This window comes from Clostridioides sp. ES-S-0005-03 (assembly GCF_020658455.1).
GTDB lineage: Bacteria > Bacillota > Clostridia > Peptostreptococcales > Peptostreptococcaceae > Clostridioides.
In genome coordinates this window covers 474772-493451 of sequence record NZ_JACVWI010000003.1, presented here as the reverse complement: position 1 = coordinate 493451, position 18680 = coordinate 474772, and the positions used below count along the sequence as shown (strand labels likewise).

Here is an 18680-nt window from a genome sequence, read left to right as displayed (position 1 = left end):
TATTATTTAAAGATAGCTATTTTTTACTTAAACCCAATTATATTCTTATACTAATTTATAATCTTTTGGATTCAGTTTACTTGCTGCTGCTTCATCTACTATAACTATAGTATCTTTGTGAAGTTGAAGTATAGAACCAGGAACTTCTGGAGTTATATCCCCATAAACAGTTTTATATACTGCATCAGCTTTTTCTTCTCCTGAAGCTAAAAGTAATATTTTTTTAGATTTTAAAATTGAACCAATTCCCATACTTACAGCTTTTTTAGGAACATCTTCTCTTGATTCAAAGAATCTTGCATTAGCTTCTATTGTAGATTCTGTTAATTCAACTACATGAGTTCTTTTTGCAAATTTATTATCAGGTTCATTAAAACCTATATGAGCATTACGACCTATTCCAAGTACTTGTACATCTATACCACCTGCTCTATCAATAGAAGCTTCGTAATTTATACATTCTTTTTCAATATCATCAGCCATTCCATTTGGTAAATGAGTATTTTCTGACTTAATGTTTACATGATTAAACAGATTTTCTTTCATAAAATAATCATAACTTTGGTCATTAGATATTGGCAACTTATAGTATTCATCTAAATTAAAGCTTATTACATCTGAAAAATCTACTATATTTTCATTATATTTCTTAACTAAATCTCTATACATACCTATTGGCGTACTTCCCGTAGCTAATCCTAATATTGAATTTGGCTTTAAAACTATTTGAGCTGCTATCATTTCAGCTGCTTTTTTACTCATTCCATCATAATCTTTACATACTAATACTCTCATTTTGTTCCTCCTAAATTTTAGCTAATACTTTAATTGATATAAGTTTAATTTATTACTATTTTTATATAACTTTTATTTTATTTAAAGCTTATTTTTTACATTCTACATATTTTTGTATACTACTTCACCCAAACATAGAGTCATCTTGCAGTCCAAGTTTTCATCAAACACAGCTATATCTGCATCTTTACCTATATCTAGACTTCCTTTTTTATCATTTATGCCTAAAGATGTTGCTGGGTTCAAGGATGCTAAATTAATTGCTTCATTTACTCTAAGGTTTGTATTATTTAAAAAGTTAAGTACCATTTTATTTAAAGATAATACACTACCAGCTAATGCACCATTTTCAAGTCTTGCTTCATTGCCTTTTACTATAACTTTTTGACCTCCAAGAGCATAGTTTCCATCTTCAAGCCCACCCGCTTCAATAGAATCCGTTATTAAAATCAATTTTTCTCTACCTTTATTGTTCAATATAAATTGAAATAAATCTTTATTTATATGGATTGTATCTGCTATTAATTCACTATATACATCAGTTGTAAGTGCTGCACCAACAACACCAGGATCTCTATGGTTTAATCCAGTCATTGCATTAAACATATGAGTTATATTTGTTACACCTAAGTTTATAGCTTCTTTAGCTTGCTCATAACTTGCATTACTGTGACCTATAGATAAAACTATATTTGTACATCTTTTGATTTCTCTAGTAAAGTCAAAGTCTATATCCTTTTCTGGAGCATAAGTTATTACCTTTATAACATTCTTGTATTCTTTGATAAATTCATATTTTGAATTTATTATAAATTTTTCATTTTGTGCCCCCTTATAATTTTCATTTATAAAAGGTCCTTCTAAATGTGCTCCTAATACTTGAGCTCCTCCAAGTTTTCTACTTTTAGCTTTTTTGATAACTTCAAGTGCATCATAAACATGCTCTTTATCCATTGTCATCGTAGTTGGAAGAAAAGATGTTACACCATGTCTCATTATTGATTTTGAAATTGTCTCTATAGATTCATCAGTTGAATCCATTGTGTCTTTTCCCATGTTTCCATGTATATGAATATCAATAAGACCTGGAGAGATATATTTACCACCAACATCTATAACTTCACAATCATTTGGTATCTCATCAGATATATCAATTATTTTTTCATCAAATACTAGTACTTTGTTTTCTAAAATTTGATTCTTTAATATTATTTTCCCATTAATTAAACATTTCACCTTATTCACCTACTCACTCAATACTATTTCATATTGATATTTATCTGTTCTAAATATCGATATGGTATACTCTATAGGATTACCTTCTTTATTATAAGAATTCCTATGAAGTTTAAGGGCTAAAGAACCTTCTTCTGTTTCAAGTAGCTTACTTTCTTCATCTGAAAGTATAATTGGCTCCATTACTTGCTCAGCTTTTTGTATCTTATAGCCATATTTCTCATTCAAAACTCTATATAATGAAGAATTATCTAATATTCCTTTTGTAAGACCTTTACACATTTCTTCTGATAGATACACTATTTCTAATCCAAATGGCTCTCCATCTGTATATCTAAGTCTAATAATTTTATATATATTTGTTGTATTATCACTTATTCCAAGCTTTCTTTTTACTAAATCGTCTGGTAGTTCCATCTCAAAGGATAATATATCAGTTCTTATGTTTACTCCTTTTTCCTTCATTACATCAGTAAAACCTTTTACATTTGAAAACTGATACTTCTTTTTTTGCTTTGCGACGAATGTACCCTTTCCTTGTACCCTATAAAGAAGACCTTCTGTAACTAAGCCAACAATAGTTTTATTCACTGTCATGCGACTTACATTTTGTATATTACAAAGTTCTCTTTCTGGTATTATTGCATCACCTTCTTTAAGTTCACCAGTTTCTATCATCTCTCTTATTATGGCACTTAGTTGAGTATGCAATGGTATATTACTAGATTTATCCACTATTTTCATAAAATCACCACTTTTCAATATGGTATATACCAATTTTGGTATATACCAATTATACTTTAAAAGAAAATTTATTTCAATACTTTTAACTTATTTTGTAAAAATTTTAGGGAAATCTAAAGACAAAAAAGAAATTGGAGTTTATACTATATAAGAAGCTAAATAATTGAAAATGCATGAATAATTACATTATTTATTATAAATTTCACTAATACTAATATATATACTGTGAAACACTACTACATAAGAGTAGTATAACTAAATTGTAAATATAAAATGAGAGGATGATTTTAATTTGATAAAAATAGGTGATTTTAATAAACTTATAGTAAAAAGAAAAACAGAATTTGGATATTTCCTAGATGGACAAACTAATAACACCAAGGATGATGTGCTTCTTCACAATAGATTAATAGGAAAAAATGAAATAAATATAGGCGATGAAGTAGATGCTTTCATATTTAAAGATTCTGATGACAGAACTGCTGCAACTTTAATACCTCCTTTAGCTAAAGTTGGAGATGTTGCTTATCTAAAAGTGGTTGATAACACTGACATTGGTACTTTTATAGATATGGGGCTTACAAAAGACATACTAGTTCCTTTTAAATCTAAGACCTATCCATTGTTTAGAGATGAAAAATATTTATTTTATATATATTTGGATAAAAGCGGAAGAATCGCTGCTACTACAGACATAGATTCATATTTAGAAACAGACCATACTTACAATGTAGGAGATATGGTAAATGGAGTTGTATATGGGTTCCAAACCAATAACTCTGCTATGATATGTGTTGACAATAAATATGCTGGTGTAATCCTTCATAATGAATACTTTACAGAATTAAAAGCTGGAGATGTTCTTGAAAATTTACATGTTATAAAAATATATGATGATGGTAAATTAGGGCTTTCTCCTAGAGGAAACAGAAAAGATGAACTTGATACCTTAGAAAATAAAATTTTAAGCTATTTAGAAGGTTCAGATGGATATATGAGATTTAATGATAAATCTGACCCTAAAGATATTTCTATCTTATTTAATTCAAGTAAGAAAAATTTCAAACGTGCTCTTGGAGTACTTATGAAGAAAGATTTAATTTATCAAGATGAAGATGGAACTTATTTAAAATAAATTATATAACACAAAAATCGAAGTAAAAATGAAAGATATTTTCTATTTCATATTTACTTCGATTTTTTATTTAGGTTACTACCTATATTTATTGTGCATTTACTACATCTATTATGTCTAGTTCACAAATCTTTTTAATTGGTTTTCTTACTGAAAGTAAAGTTATTATTATCATAGTTACCACAATGATAAACAGCAAATCAAAAGGTATTTGCCACTCTATATGAAACTTTAATGTTACTAAAGATACAAATATATACCTATGTAATATTAATCCAAGTACACTCCCCAGTAAACAACCACTTAAAGCATATGTACTTGACTCTACTATTACCATTTTTCTTAATTGCTTATTGGACATGCCTATTGCACGCATAATACCATAGTAATTTATTCTACTTGTAACACTTATATTCATACTGTTTATGATATTAAACATACTTATAATGGCAATTATAAATACAAACCCATATACAAAAATTGCCATAGTGTAAAATGAATTTCTAGCTTCTAAGTTACCTTGTCGCTTATCTCGAACCTCTAAATTATCATCTAGTACACTTCTTATATTTTGAATTAAATTTCCAGGAGCATCTTCATCAACTTGAGTATCAATTATTACATAGTCTTTCATACCTGTTACATTTGTAAAAGTATTTTCAGATGTTATAATATTTCCAATATATTTATCTTCATTAGTAGTGAATACTACTGGTATTTTTGATTTATCAACACCCATACTATGTAAGTATCCAGCTACATTATAATCATATTCTACCAATGCTCTTTTATAATCATTGGTTATATTTACAACTACTATTTGACCTACTACTATAAACATCAATAAAACGGATATAATAACCAAAAAAATATTTTTATGTCTTTATTAGAAAATATCTTCATATTAACACCCTCACTTTATAACATTCCATTTGTAACCCATTCTTCTAACTGTTAATAGAAATTTTGGATTTTCAGGATTATCTTCAATCTTATTTCTAAGCCTTCTCACATATACTGACAGAGTGTTATCATCTACAAAACTACCATTTCCATCCCATAACTTGTCCAATATATTTTTTCTTGTAAGTACGATATTTTTATTTTTCATAAATAGGCACAATAATTTATATTCTGCTGTAGTAAGCTCCAGCTCAATTTCATTTTTAAAAACACGATTTTCAAGTAATTTAACAGTAATACTATTTGACTTTAGTTCAGTTACATTTTCATTTGTAAAATTATAACGCCTAAGTAAAGCTTTTATTCTTGAAATTAACTCATTTAATTTAAAAGGTTTTGTTATGTAATCATCTCCACCCATATCAAGCCCCATCACTACATTTACTTCTTCATCAGAAGCAGTTAAAAATATAATTGGCACATTAGAAACTTCTCTTACCTTTTTACAAATATCAAAACCATTACCATCAGGTAAGGATACATCCAAAATCAGTAAATCATAATTTTTTTCTTTGTACATTCGCAATGCTTCTTTTACTGTTCTTGCTATATCAACACTAAAGCCACTCTTTTGTATAGAAAATTCTAATCCATATATCAAGCTTAAATCATCTTCAACCAACAATATACTACTCATCTCAATCACTTCCATTTTATTTATTTTTATTTTTCATTTATTATATACTTAACTTATTATATTTTTACTCTTTTAAAAATACAATACCTTGAAATCAATGATTTAAATATTTTAAAATTATTTTTATATAATTTTATATCATTAATCTAATACTTTGAAATCCTAATAATTAAAAAAGCTTAAAATACACTAAGTATTCTAAGCTTTTTTTAATCACATTTTATATATTTGTATTATTTATTTTTTAAAATACTATTTTCAATACTGACTTTATCAAACATTTCACTATCTTTACTATTATCTATAAAAATATCACTTATATTTCTAATATTTGTTGAATAGTTGCCACTAATTCCCATCTTATCGAAATTCATATTCCCTAGCTTTTGTATCACAAATCCCATTGATGCAAGTAAAATAGCAAATATTATATACTGACTAAAGTTACTCATATAATAATTTATAATAGTATATTCATTTCCTGTGAATGCCAACTGTTTTGTAGATAGCATAGTATATATGTATTCAGTACAATTTATAAATACATATATACCATAAATAACCAACATGACAGACAAACAATACATTGTAATTGAAACCTTTGATATTTTTTTTAATTGTTTAACTCTAAAAGCTTTTTTCAACTTCTCAATAAAATTTTTCATTTTAACTCCTCCAATACATTATTTAATAAAATATAATAATATTAGTATATAGAGTTAATGTGTTTATAGTATTAAGTTTTCATGAAGTTTATATGAGTTATTGATTTTGTATAAGCTTATTTCCAGCGTTTTAATTTTGGAAAGAAATTATTCATCATACTTCTTGCTTCATCTTCAGTCATACTTTTATTACTTTGAACCATAGGAGGTATACAGATTTCTATCATCTCTTCCATACTTATATCAGCAGTAAATTCACCATCTTTAAAACAATAACTACAGTAATCATCACTTTTACTTCCATCTTTATTTGTTCCATACAATTCATTAGTACATCCCATTGGCATGCCACAACATTGACAAAATCTAGTTTCTTCCATATATAATCACTCCTTGTATATTTTTCTTTGGCTCTTGACCATATTTAAATTATAGCAATATTAATATGACATGATTATGTCATATTAACAATAAAAAGACTAATAAAATTATATATTAATATATAAATTCTATTAGTCTATATTTTATTTACTCACTTAAGTTTTGGATTCTTAAATAAAAATTATATTCTATTTACTTTAGTCTTTATTGCTGCTTCTTTAACTGCTTCAGCAACATTTTTTACTACATTTTTGTTAAATACATCTGGTAATATATACTCTGGACATATTTCTTCATCAGTTATTGTATTAGCAATTGCATATGCAGCCGCTATTTTCATTTCTTCATTTATTTCTTTAGCTTTCACATCAAGTGCCCCTCTAAATATTCCTGGAAATGCTAAAACATTATTAACTTGATTAGGGAAATCTGAACGACCAGTTCCCATTATAAACGCTCCACCTAGTTTTGCTTCCTCTGGCATTATTTCTGGAGTAGGATTTGCCATTGCTAATATTATTGGTTTTTCAGACATACTTTCAACCATTTCTTTTGTTACAGTTTTTGGACCTGAAACACCTATGAATACATCTTTACCTTTTATAACATCTTTCAAAGAACCTTTTTCATTTCTTATATTAGTTACATCTAACATTTCTTTTTGAACCAAATTTAATCTTTCCATGTTGGCTTCCAGTGCACCACTTCTGTTACATAATACTATATTTTTAACATTCATTTTAAGTAATATTTTTGCTATTGCTATACCTGCAGCACCTGCTCCATTTATAACTATTTCTAAATCTTCTATTTTTTTGTTTTCAATTAACTTTATTGCATTTATTATTGCTGCTGCCACTACTATTGCAGTACCATGTTGGTCATCATGAAAAACAGGTATACTCAAAGATTTTTTTAATCTATCCTCTATTTCAAAACATCTTGGAGAAGATATATCCTCTAAATTTATTCCTCCAAATACTGGTTCCATTAATTCCACAGACTTAACTATTTCATCTACATCATTAGTCTTTAAACATATTGGAAAAGCATCTACATCTCCAAATTGCTTAAATAATATAGATTTACCTTCCATAACAGGTATAGCTGCTTCAGCACCAATATTGCCTAATCCAAGTACAGCACTTCCATCACTAACTACTGCTACTAAATTACCTTTAGAAGTATATCTATAAACATCCTCTTGATTTTCATGTATTTTTAGACAAGGCTCTGCAACACCTGGCGTATATGCTGTTGATAAATCATCCTTAGTTTTAACTTCTACCTTACTTTCTACATTTATTTTCCCTTTATTAATTTCATGCATTTCTAATGCCAATTTTGCATAATCCTTAGACATCAATCTTCCTCCTTAAAATGTTTACAATTAAATTGTTTTGTATATTTAGTATTTATATAAATTTTCAAAATTTATTTACATTCATAAATTGCTCTTCCTTGTTCATAGATATTATTTCCATAACTATCTATAGCTACTGTAAGTTTAAGGTCTTCTACTACAATCTTTCTTATAGCTTCAGGTCCTAAGTCTTCATATGCAATAATTTCACATGATTTTATAGAATTTGAAATGTATGCACCAGCTCCTCCTATTGCTGCAAGGTAAACTGCTCCATACTTCTCCATACCTTGTATAACTTCTTCACTTCTTTTTCCTTTACCTATCATCAATCTAAGACCTCTCTCTAAAAGAGGTATCGTCAAATCATCCATTCTATAGCTCGTCGTTGGACCTGCTGCTCCTATAACTTCTCCTGGTTTTGTTGGAGTAGGACCTACATAGTATATACCTTGACCATTTACATCGAATGGTAACTCTTCACCTTTATTTATACAATCTATCAATCTTTTATGAGCTGCATCTCTTGCTGTATAAAGTATACCACTTAGACTAATTGTATCTCCACAATTTAACTTAGCTATATCAATCTCACTTACAGGTGTAGTTATCTTTATCATTTTATTTTTCCTCCTAAATTACTACCTTTTTATGTCTTGATGCATGGCAGTTTATATTTACAACAACAGGAAGACCTGCTATATGTGTAGGAAAAGTCTCTATATTTAAACCTAAAGCTGTTGTAGTTCCTCCTAACCCCTGAGGTCCTATCCCCAATTTATTAATAGAGGCTAATAATTCACTTTCTAATTTTGCAATATTTTCATCTTCATTAAATTCGCCTAGTTCTCTAAAAAGTGCTTTTTTAGCTATTTGAGCACATTTATCTACAGTTCCACCTATACCAACTCCAATTACCATAGGAGGGCATGGATTAGGTCCAGCTTCTGAAACTGTATCAATAATAAATTTTTTAATTCCTTCTAATCCATCTGATGGCTTTAACATCTTCATTTTACTCATATTTTCGCTTCCAAATCCCTTAGCAGCAAACTCTATTTTAATTTCATCGCCTTTTACCATTTCATAATGAATAATGGCAGGAGTATTATCCTTTGTATTTATTCTACTAATTGGACTTACAACAGATTTTCTCAAATATCCTTCCTCGTACCCTTGTCTTACGCCCTCATTTATAGCATCAGTAATTGTATCTCCTTCAACTAAAACCTCTTGTCCTATTTCAACAAAAAATATAGCCATACCAGTATCTTGGCATATTGGTATATTTTTTTCCTTTGCTATTTCAGCATTTTCAACTAATATATTTAATATGTTTTTTCCCACTTCACTTTTTTCAGTTTTAGCTTTCTCTTTTATACAGCTTAAGACATCATCTCCTAAGTATAAACTAGCTTCTATGCAAAGTTTTTTTACTTGTTCAACAATTTGTTCAGATTTTATCTTCCTCAAGCGAACATCCCTCCATTACTTTATAAAAAATATTCGTAATCATATTTACACTTTACCATCATTTTTAAAATTTCTCAATATTTTTATATCAATTACATAATAGTAGTTAAATGTTTATTTTTAAGTCATTATTTATTTTATTAATCATATAATTTTTTGTCATCAATTTTTTATCTGAAATATCTATTTTTTTATTACATCTGTAAACTCTACTTTTATAAGTTTCTGTAAATCAAGTGGTGATAATTCTATTTGGTATCCTATTTTTCCAGCACTTACTATAATTGTATCTAATTGTTTTGCACTTTCATTTACAAAAGTCTTATAAAGCTTCTTCATCCCTACAGGAGAACAACCACCTCTAATATATCCTGTAAGCTTATTTATATCTTTTACATGAATCATATCCACACTTTTTTCTTTAGCTACTTTTGCAGCTTTTTTTAAGTCTAAATTTTCATGTACTGGTATTACATATACATAAATACTCTTACTAACTCCTTGAGTTACTAGAGTCTTATATACTTCATTTACATCTCTTCCTATATCATGTGCTACCTCTACACCATCTACATGTTCACTTTTGACTTCATAAGATAGTACCTTATAATCAATTTTGTTTGAATCTAAAATTCTCATAGCATTAGTTTTTACTTTAATCATACATTCACTTCCTTTTTATAAAATACGAACATTATCCATATTTTCGAATATTCTGTACTATTTTAATAGAGTATTATAGTTAAAATAATTATATTTTAAAACAACAATATTATTATAACTCTATATTAACTTCAAAACTTCATTTTTTTCCAATTCACTAGAATTTTTTAGTTCTTTTTTTATTCTCATAGGAGAATCTCCTAAAATAAAGATATTATCTGCTAAAAATAATGCTTCTTCAATATCATGAGTTACAAATAAAACAGTTCTTTTTTCTTTTTTAAGTATGTCTTTAAAATTATCCATTATTATTTGTTTATTCTTTGCATCAATAGATTTAAAAGGTTCATCCATTATAATAGTCTTTGATGGATAGATAAATGCTCTAGCAATATTGACTCTTTGCCTAAGCCCTCCACTAAGCATCTGAGGATAAAAATTTTTATATTTAATAATTCCAACCAAATCTAAATATTCATCACAAATTTTATCTAATTGAGTTTTACTGTAGTATTTATTTACAACTATCTTTATATTTTCTTCTACAGTTAGCCAATCTATTAGCCTATCTTCTTGAAATATGTAACTTACATCTAGCTTACTCCCAATTTTATTTGAACTTTCTTTAATATTTAAATTACAAGTATCATTTTCTATAATACCACTTATTATATTTAAGAGAGTAGTTTTTCCACATCCAGATTTCCCAAGTATACAGTTAACATTATCTATATAAAAATCAATATTAAAATTTTTAAATATAATATGATTATCATATTTTTTATTTATATTCTCAATACTTAACCTTATCTTTTCCATAAAAAAGCTCTCCTTGACAAAAATTTTTGAGCTACTTGTAAAATGACTGATATTAAAACTATTATAATTATCCATGCAAATATCCCAGATGTATTAAAATTAATTTTTTCAGTTTGTATCATAGTCCCAATACCATATGTAGGTTGACTATATACCTCTCCTGCTATAGCGACTTTTAAGCTTAATGAAAATGTCGATACTAATATAGATATAATTTGAAATTTTATAGCTGGTAAATAGATTTTCAACACCTTATCTATAAACCTTATCTTATACACGCTTGCCATTTCTAATAAATTTTTATCAATATTCAATATTGCTCCTAAAACACTCTCGTATAAGATTGGAAAAACTATAGTAAACCCAACTATAAAAGGTGTAGTATCTTTTTTAAACCAAATTAGTGCAAGTATTACTAATATCATCGTTGGTATTGAACGTGCTAGAGCATTAATTGGCTTTAATAAATTTCTAAAAATCCTGCTTAAGTATGCTACTATAGACAATATGATAGCAAAAATCAAAGCAAATAAAAAACTAAAAAAACATCTACCTATTGAGTAAAGTATGTCTATATAGAAATTAGAATTCAATGCTATTTCTTTGATACTACTAGAGACTTGATTTATAGTTGGCAAGAATATATCATTGTTAATTTTTAAAGCAATAATTTGCCACAAAAATAAGAGGATAACACAAGAAAGTGTTACCTCTAATTTGTCTATAAATTGTTCTTTAATTTTCTTATTTTTCAACAAAGTATATTGCTTCATCTGGCACTTTGCCTCCTACTGTCTTATCATCAAAATTAGCTAATTTTTCATAGTAGTTTTTGTAATCATTAATCATATCTTTAACTGGAATATACTTTAAATTAGCTCTTTCAAGAGCTTTGCCTATTATTTTAGGTTCAGTAGATATTTCTATCTCCTCAGAATATTTACCTAATTCCTCAGGATTTTTATTTGCCCAATCTACACTATTTGATAATTGTCCTAAGAAAGAATCTACAAATTCTTTATTATCTCTTAAAAAATCAGATTTGATAATTAATGTAGATTGAGGATATCCATCCTTTGAACCACTTACTTCTTTCCATGAATCATTTAAACTTTTTATAATTTTTATATTTGGATTTTTGGACATTAAAGCACTAAGTGCAGGTTCTGGAACAATCCCTGTTGTAATTTTTCCTGTAGCCAATAATGGTACTAATTCACTTGCAGAGTTTACATAATTAAAATTTATATCTGCTGGATTTATATCCTTTTGTGATAAAAGACTTCTTATTGTTATATCTGGAGTAAGACCTTTCCCTGTACATCCAACTTCTTTCCCAATTAAATCAGAATAATCCTTTATATCATCTGTTGATACTAAATAAAGAGACCCCATACCTACAGTACCAACTATATTATAACTTGAAGTTTTATTATATGCTATTGCAGCCATATTTGATGGAACTATAGCTATATCTACATCTTTTTTCATTACTCTAGTAGAAATTGCCTCTGGTGTTTTCTCAATGCTATAAATTGTTTCATATCCATCTTTAATTGCTGGATTTTCATTTGCTAATTTCGCTACTGCTACCGCTGGCAATCCATCTGGAACAGCTACCTTTACTTCTTTAACAACTGCTGGTTCTTCTTTTGGCTTTTCATTTTGTCCTTGTGAACACCCCACTAAAAAAATTACACTTAATGCTGCTGATAACATTATATAAATATACTTTTTCATCTCTTCCTCCCGAAACTAACTTTTTATAAAATAATTATATTTATTTATATTAATTTCTGTTAATTTATCGAATAATCCTTCTTATTTAAATAATTTTATTTACTATTTACCTACACTCTATTTTAATATTTTTTCTTTCTCTTACTTGGACTTTTTTGTTGTTTTTTATTGTTTCTATTATTTGCATTATATTTTTTATTTTCAGTAGAAGACTTAGACTTATTTTTATTAGAATTATTTCTATTAAAATAAGGTTTCTCATCCTTTGGTTTTATTAGACATCTATGTCCAAAACCTATCAAATCCTCTCTTCCAGCTTCAACTAGTGCAGAATATACCAAGTCATAGTTTCTAGGTGCTCTATACTGTAATAAAGCTCTTTGCATTGCTTTGTCTCGTTTTGATTTTGGGACATAAACTGGCTTCATTGTAAGTGGGTCTATTCCTGTATAAAACATTGTAGTTGACAGTGTCCCAGGAGTTGGATAAAAATCTTGAACTTGCTCTGGTTGATAATGAGTATCCCTCAAATATTCAGCTAACTCTATGGCACTATTTAGTGTAGACCCTGGATGACTAGACATTAAATATGGTATCAAATATTGTTTTTTACCTAATTCTTCATTTATAGCAAAAAATTTCTGTCTAAACTTATCATAAGTTTTTCCTGCTGGCTTTTGCATATATTCTAAAACTTCTTCTGATATATGTTCTGGAGCCACCTTCAGTTGACCACTTACATGATGTTCTATTAGCTCTCTAAGAAACTTATTATTTTTATCTGCCATTACATAATCATACCTAATACCAGAGCGTACAAAAACCTTTTTTATGTTAGGTAATTTTCTTACAGCTCTAAGTAAATGTAGATACTCACTATGGTCTGCATCTAAGTTTTTACATGGTGATGGTGATAAACATTGTCTATTTTTACATGCACCTTTAGTAATTTGTTTGTTACATGCTGGTCTTCTAAAATTAGCTGTTGGACCTCCAACATCATGTATATATCCTTTAAAATCATTTAATTTTGTTATTCCTACTGCTTCATCAATAATTGATTTCTCACTTCTACTTTGAACAGCTCTTCCCTGATGAAAGGTTATTGCACAAAATGAACAACTACCAAAACACCCTCTTGAACTTACTATGCTAAATTTCACTTCTTCTATAGCTGGTATACCACCAGATTTCTCATATACAGGATGATATGTTTTTTGATATGGTAATCCATAAACTTCATCCAATTCTTCTCTATTTAGAGGTTTCTCTGGCTTATTTTGAACTAAATACTTACTTCCATGAGGTTGAACAATTATGTTTCCTCTAAATGGGTCTTGTTCATCATATTGAATTTTAAAAGCCTCTACATATTTCATTTTATCTTCACATATTTCTTTATATGATGGAATCAATATATAGTTATCGTATATTTCTTCTAGTGTATCTGCAACATAACATGTCCCATCAATATGTCTAATATATTTGGGGGCATATCCATCATTAAGTGCATTAGCTACATCCACAATCTGCTTTTCACTCATTCCATAAACTAATAAATCTGCTCCACTATCTATCAACATTGACTTTCTAACCTTATCACTCCAATAATCATAATGGGCAAATCTTCTTAAACTAGCTTCAATTCCTCCTATTACTATTGCAACATCGCTATATGCTTCTCTTATTTTATTACAATAGACTATTGTAGCTCTATCTGGTCTATAACCCATTTTTCCACCAGGAGAATACATATCCTTATCTCTATGCTTCTTACTCACTGAATAGTGATTCACCATTGAATCCATATTCCCTGCATTAACCAAAAATCCAAGTCTAGGCTTTCCTAATTTCATAAAATCATCTGTCGTCTTCCAATTTGGTTGTGCTATTATACCTACCTTATATCCAGCATTTTCTAAAACTCTAGATATTATTGCTGTACCAAAACTATGATGGTCTACATATGCATCACCTGTAACCAACACAAAGTCTAGCTCTTCCCATCCTCTATCTATCATATCTTGTTTACTTATTGGTAAAAACCTATTTTCCATATCATCACCTGCTCAATGTATATTTAACAAATACTTTCTTAAAATTAAAAGTATCTTTTAATTTTGTTCTTAACGCTTAATTATAACACAAAAAATACTTAAAACCACAACTTAAATAATTTATATGAACGTTTTAGGTTCAATAAATCAAAATTGTGATTTTAAGTAAATCTATAATACAGTAGTTTAAACGTTTTATTCAATTAGTTAGGAAATCTTTACAAGAAGCTCATTTAAATATTTGCTTCAGACTCAACACTATTTACTTCACTACCAAATATTAAACATGCATCTTTACCATCAAACCATTTTAAAGCTGTTGCCGTTATATTTACATTTACACCAAACTTTTTGTTACGCATAAATGATTTACAAGTATCAGTTCCATCTTTTAAACAACTCATAGGGCATTTTCTACATTGTTTATTCTGATTGTTCCATAATACTTTATAACATAAATCACCTACATGTGTATCTGGGGCTGACTCAAGCATCTTTTTATTGATAAATAACAGTTCATATGTGTTTCTGTCAACAACATAAGCCCATATGTCCATGTTATCCATTACAGACTTTTGAACTTCTAAAGATTCTTCTAGCTTACTTTGGATACGCATTTTTAATAAAAACACACTAAGCGTCTTGGAAATAAATGTAAGTGTATCCACTTCATCACTGGTCCACATACGATTATATGAACATTCATCAAATCCTACAAATCCTCTAAATTCATTACCTTCTAAAATTTTACATTGTAATATTGAACATATCCCTTGTGCTTTAAGCAAATTTTTTAAATCGCTATTGAGATTATCAACATCATTACAATAAAATAATCCATCTGCATTAAAATTTAAAAGATAATTGCCTAAATGACCATAGTAAATATTCTTAAGATTATCAATTTCTGCTGTTATTCCTTCATTACACCATTCAAATGTATTTTTACAGTAGAGGTTATCATCTGAGTTTTCAAATATATAGACTCGACTCACATTAAAATGTTTACCCACAATATCAAGAATCAAATTTACAGCCATTTCTATATTATTTGATTCATACAATATATCAAATATATAATTTGTAATATGTTCCTTAAAAGACCTTGCTACATTGGTATTTTCATCTGTATTTCTTGTATTTGCTATATATTGTACTTTATCAATTTTTTTATCATACAAGGCATAACGATTCTTTCCTTTACCCTTAGCTGAATAAAGAGCTATGTCCGCATTTCTAAATAACTGCATGTAATCTGTTCCATCTTTTGGAAATCTAGCAATCCCTACACTCAAAGATATTTTATAATTATATCCTTTACCTACAAAAGACCTCTCAAACGTTTTGACCAATTCCTCTGCTTTGTTCATAATATCTTTTGTTTCAGAAATATCTTTCATAAAAACAATGAACTCATCTCCACCAATTCTTCCTACTATATCAGATGCTCTAAATAAATTTATTAAATCACTTGCAATTTCACTTAATACAGCATCACCATATAAATGACCTAAATTATCATTTATACCTTTAAAGTCATCAATATCAATAATCATTAAAGTACCTTGTCTGTTTTTATCCAATGTTATATATTCTTCTATAAGTGCTTGTGATGCTTTTTTATTATATAAACCTGTTAGTGGGTCTTTTTCCGCTCTCTCTTTTAATTTTTCAGCTTCTCGTTTTGATTCATCAATATCAGTTAAACTACCTACAACTTTATAAGGTATTCCATTATCATCAAACAGTGTCGTTGCTTTTATACTAAACCATGCATAAGTAGTATCTCTAACTCTAAGCCTAATCTCACACTCCTCATACTCACTTCCTGATGAAGTGAGCTTAGTTAATAAAATAAACTTATCTATATCATCATGATATATATCAACTGATTTAATTATATTTTTCGTTGCATTTTCAGTTATAGGTTCATAACCAAATTTATTATACCAATTAGGAGAAATACTCATTTGGTCTTTTTCTATATTCCATTCAACTATAATATTTTGTGTCTGCTTTATAATAATCTCATGACGTTCTTCACTCTTTTTAAGCTCTTGCTCTAATAATTTAGCAGAAGTAATATCGACAATTACACTACATAGTACTGAGTTTCCATTTTCATCAACTATTTTTCTTCCTTTTAATAAAATCCATATAATGCTACCATCTCGTTTCTCAACTCTTCGTTCACATGCAAATGTATCATTTACTTTAAGTTGCTTATTTATATCATCAATCATTCCAGCTCTATCATCTCTGAAAATCAGCTTGATTAATTTATTATCTAATTCATCTTCTAACTGTTTACGTGTGTATCCAATCATATTTAAATAACCTTCATTTAAATATATACTATCAAAATCATCATTTATCTCAGTTATCACTATTCCACCAACAATGCTATCATTGATAGTCTCTATTTCAAACCTTTTTGAGTCTAATTCTTCTTGTATTTTCTTGAGTTCTGTTATATCAGTTAAGACTCCTTGTATATATTCATTCCCTTTACTATCTTTTATAGATTTACTTCTATCTAAAACCCAAATTATACTTCCATCTTTTTTTACAATTCTATATTCAACTTCAATTTTATCTTGTCTTTTTAATTGATTTAAAACGATACTATTAACCTTGTCTACATCTTCTTTATAAATCATATTTTTAAATTTATTTTTAAAAACTACATCTAAATCCTCTTCAGAATAACCTGTAAGTTCCAAAAACCCCTGACTTACATAAGTCATAGTCATATATTTATCTTTTAAGCAGTTTTTAACACCTCCTAATATATTATCAGTAAGTGCCTTAAATTTTTCTTTTTCATTTATAATAGTCTTAGTATTGTTATTTATAATATAAGCTATATATACAACAAAAATTAATATAACTAATAATATTTCTAATGCAAATATGTATACATCATACGAAATATTATCTGACTGAATATATACTACTTCACTTGGTACAACAGAAAAAATATACCAATCATTAATTCCAAGTGGTTGATAATTTAACATAAATTTCTTATTATCTAAATTATAGTTAGAATATCCAGATTTATCATTTTTAATATTTTCTTTTATAACTTTTAAACAATTTACTTCCTCACAATTATCCTTATTAAAAAGTTTAAATACACATGATAACATTTTACTATTTTCGTTTGTATTTTGAGCAATTACATCTCCATTTTTTTTGGCAATATAAACGTGTGCTTTTTTATCAAATGCAGATAAGCCTAATAATTCATTTAATTTAGTTGAATCATAAGCTCCACTTAAAACACCTGCTACTTTTCCATCTTTATAGATAGGAGTAGCTAAAACTATTATTTCTTTCTTATCAATAATGGATTTTAAAGATTCTGATATGTTTTTTTCTCCATTTTTAGCTTTTTTAAAATAATCTCTATCTTTTAAATTAGTAATAATTCCATCATTAGAATAACTTTTTCCATCCAGTGTAGAAACAGACATTCTAATTAAAGAACTTCGCTTTACTCCAGACTCCATTAAATTAATCATCATATCATTATTTATATTATCTAAATTTCCCATAAAACTAGCAATAGATTCAAGCATGTCAAATTGACCACTAAGTTTTGTCTTAAGATTAATTATGTTATGCTCCGTAAATTCTGACAAATATGTATGCGTGGTCTCTTTCAACTTATTATCCAATTTAAACTTAAACTTAAAAATAGCCCCACAGGTTAAAATAATTATAATAATAAACAAGATACTAATACCTAAAATTTTTGGCTTTAGTCTGTTCACCATACTCACATCCTCATTACATATAATATATTATATGTTTATATTATATCTTCCTATTTTTATACATATTTTATTTCTTCCTATATTAGAATCAAACAACATATAGTTAAATTTATCTATAAAATTTTCATTTTACACTTCTTTTAATTATATATTAATTGATGTATAAAAATTATTCTCTTTTATAATACTTATATTAATAAATTCCTTATAATTCTTTTCATGCTTAT

At 27.7% G+C, this 18680-nt stretch carries 17 protein-coding genes; 1 reads left to right on the top strand and 16 read right to left on the bottom strand.

Annotated elements, in window-relative coordinates; genetic code table 11:
• Window positions 1–45 precede the first annotated feature (45 nt).
• The 3 genes from nagB to IC218_RS14935 form a co-directional block, all read right to left on the bottom strand.
• A complete protein-coding gene (gene nagB / locus IC218_RS14945; protein ID WP_227436662.1) occupies window positions 46–795 on the bottom strand; it encodes a glucosamine-6-phosphate deaminase in 750 nt (249 codons plus the stop codon).
• A gap of 102 nt (window positions 796–897) precedes the next feature.
• Window positions 898–2031 (bottom strand): N-acetylglucosamine-6-phosphate deacetylase, encoded by a 1134-nt coding sequence (gene nagA, locus IC218_RS14940; RefSeq protein WP_227436664.1) that lies wholly within the window; start codon window positions 2029–2031, stop codon window positions 898–900.
• A 9-nt stretch (window positions 2032–2040) separates the two neighbouring features.
• The gene (locus IC218_RS14935; RefSeq protein ID WP_227436666.1) at window positions 2041–2775 is read right to left on the bottom strand and encodes a GntR family transcriptional regulator; all 735 of its coding nucleotides are present in this window, start codon (window positions 2773–2775) and stop codon (window positions 2041–2043) included.
• 292 nt (window positions 2776–3067) lie between these two features.
• Here IC218_RS14935 and IC218_RS14930 point away from each other — a divergent pair, with 292 nt between their 5' ends.
• Window positions 3068–3910, top strand: coding sequence for a S1 RNA-binding domain-containing protein (locus tag IC218_RS14930; RefSeq protein WP_227482934.1), 843 nt, complete (start codon window positions 3068–3070; stop codon window positions 3908–3910).
• 88 nt (window positions 3911–3998) lie between these two features.
• Here the strand turns inward: IC218_RS14930 and IC218_RS14925 are convergent, their stop codons facing one another.
• The 13 genes from IC218_RS14925 to IC218_RS14865 form a co-directional block, all read right to left on the bottom strand.
• Window positions 3999–4751: an ABC transporter permease gene (locus tag IC218_RS14925; RefSeq protein ID WP_227824775.1), complete on the bottom strand. Its 753-nt coding sequence runs from the start codon at window positions 4749–4751 to the stop codon at window positions 3999–4001.
• 72 nt (window positions 4752–4823) lie between these two features.
• Window positions 4824–5510, bottom strand: coding sequence for a response regulator transcription factor (locus tag IC218_RS14920; protein WP_227824774.1), 687 nt, complete (start codon window positions 5508–5510; stop codon window positions 4824–4826).
• A 233-nt stretch (window positions 5511–5743) separates the two neighbouring features.
• Complete coding sequence (locus IC218_RS14915; protein WP_227824773.1) at window positions 5744–6175, bottom strand: hypothetical protein; 432 nt, start codon at window positions 6173–6175, stop codon at window positions 5744–5746.
• A gap of 116 nt (window positions 6176–6291) precedes the next feature.
• The gene (locus IC218_RS14910) at window positions 6292–6555 is read right to left on the bottom strand and encodes a zinc ribbon domain-containing protein (RefSeq protein WP_227824772.1); all 264 of its coding nucleotides are present in this window, start codon (window positions 6553–6555) and stop codon (window positions 6292–6294) included.
• Window positions 6556–6737: 182 nt separating this feature from the next.
• A complete protein-coding gene (locus IC218_RS14905; RefSeq protein ID WP_227436677.1) occupies window positions 6738–7919 on the bottom strand; it encodes an NADP-dependent malic enzyme in 1182 nt (393 codons plus the stop codon).
• Window positions 7920–7990: 71 nt separating this feature from the next.
• Window positions 7991–8539 (bottom strand): Fe-S-containing hydro-lyase, encoded by a 549-nt coding sequence (locus IC218_RS14900; RefSeq protein WP_227436679.1) that lies wholly within the window; start codon window positions 8537–8539, stop codon window positions 7991–7993.
• A 13-nt stretch (window positions 8540–8552) separates the two neighbouring features.
• Window positions 8553–9392, bottom strand: a complete 840-nt coding sequence (locus tag IC218_RS14895) for a fumarate hydratase (RefSeq protein WP_227436681.1) — start codon at window positions 9390–9392, stop codon at window positions 8553–8555.
• Window positions 9393–9575: 183 nt separating this feature from the next.
• A complete protein-coding gene (gene ybaK / locus IC218_RS14890) occupies window positions 9576–10055 on the bottom strand; it encodes a Cys-tRNA(Pro) deacylase (RefSeq protein WP_227436683.1) in 480 nt (159 codons plus the stop codon).
• Window positions 10056–10175: 120 nt separating this feature from the next.
• On the bottom strand, window positions 10176–10874 hold the full coding sequence (locus IC218_RS14885; protein WP_227436685.1) for an ABC transporter ATP-binding protein: 699 nt from the start codon (window positions 10872–10874) through the stop codon (window positions 10176–10178).
• Complete coding sequence (locus IC218_RS14880; protein ID WP_227436688.1) at window positions 10862–11647, bottom strand: ABC transporter permease; 786 nt, start codon at window positions 11645–11647, stop codon at window positions 10862–10864. The genes IC218_RS14885 and IC218_RS14880 overlap by 13 nt, the downstream gene beginning before the upstream one ends.
• Window positions 11619–12614: an ABC transporter substrate-binding protein gene (locus tag IC218_RS14875; protein WP_227436690.1), complete on the bottom strand. Its 996-nt coding sequence runs from the start codon at window positions 12612–12614 to the stop codon at window positions 11619–11621. The genes IC218_RS14880 and IC218_RS14875 overlap by 29 nt, the downstream gene beginning before the upstream one ends.
• Before the next feature lie 122 nt (window positions 12615–12736).
• Window positions 12737–14671: a YgiQ family radical SAM protein gene (locus IC218_RS14870; RefSeq protein ID WP_227436692.1), complete on the bottom strand. Its 1935-nt coding sequence runs from the start codon at window positions 14669–14671 to the stop codon at window positions 12737–12739.
• A 233-nt stretch (window positions 14672–14904) separates the two neighbouring features.
• The gene (locus tag IC218_RS14865) at window positions 14905–18453 is read right to left on the bottom strand and encodes a diguanylate cyclase domain-containing protein (protein ID WP_227436695.1); all 3549 of its coding nucleotides are present in this window, start codon (window positions 18451–18453) and stop codon (window positions 14905–14907) included.
• Window positions 18454–18680: the final 227 nt, after the last annotated feature.

Coding starts and splice junctions, on each gene's coding strand:
- IC218_RS14905 (WP_227436677.1), bottom strand. CDS start 7,919: ATGTCTAAGGATTATGCAAAATTGGCATTAGAAATGCATGAAATTAAT.
- IC218_RS14865 (WP_227436695.1), bottom strand. CDS start 18,453: ATGGTGAACAGACTAAAGCCAAAAATTTTAGGTATTAGTATCTTGTTT.
- IC218_RS14875 (WP_227436690.1), bottom strand. CDS start 12,614: ATGAAAAAGTATATTTATATAATGTTATCAGCAGCATTAAGTGTAATT.
- IC218_RS14935 (WP_227436666.1), bottom strand. CDS start 2,775: ATGAAAATAGTGGATAAATCTAGTAATATACCATTGCATACTCAACTA.
- IC218_RS14885 (WP_227436685.1), bottom strand. CDS start 10,874: ATGGAAAAGATAAGGTTAAGTATTGAGAATATAAATAAAAAATATGAT.
- IC218_RS14880 (WP_227436688.1), bottom strand. CDS start 11,647: ATGAAGCAATATACTTTGTTGAAAAATAAGAAAATTAAAGAACAATTT.
- IC218_RS14915 (WP_227824773.1), bottom strand. CDS start 6,175: ATGAAAAATTTTATTGAGAAGTTGAAAAAAGCTTTTAGAGTTAAACAA.
- IC218_RS14925 (WP_227824775.1), bottom strand. CDS start 4,751: ATGTTTATAGTAGTAGGTCAAATAGTAGTTGTAAATATAACCAATGAT.
- IC218_RS14920 (WP_227824774.1), bottom strand. CDS start 5,510: ATGAGTAGTATATTGTTGGTTGAAGATGATTTAAGCTTGATATATGGA.
- IC218_RS14870 (WP_227436692.1), bottom strand. CDS start 14,671: ATGGAAAATAGGTTTTTACCAATAAGTAAACAAGATATGATAGATAGA.
- nagB (WP_227436662.1), bottom strand. CDS start 795: ATGAGAGTATTAGTATGTAAAGATTATGATGGAATGAGTAAAAAAGCA.
- IC218_RS14900 (WP_227436679.1), bottom strand. CDS start 8,539: ATGATAAAGATAACTACACCTGTAAGTGAGATTGATATAGCTAAGTTA.
- ybaK (WP_227436683.1), bottom strand. CDS start 10,055: ATGATTAAAGTAAAAACTAATGCTATGAGAATTTTAGATTCAAACAAA.
- IC218_RS14910 (WP_227824772.1), bottom strand. CDS start 6,555: ATGGAAGAAACTAGATTTTGTCAATGTTGTGGCATGCCAATGGGATGT.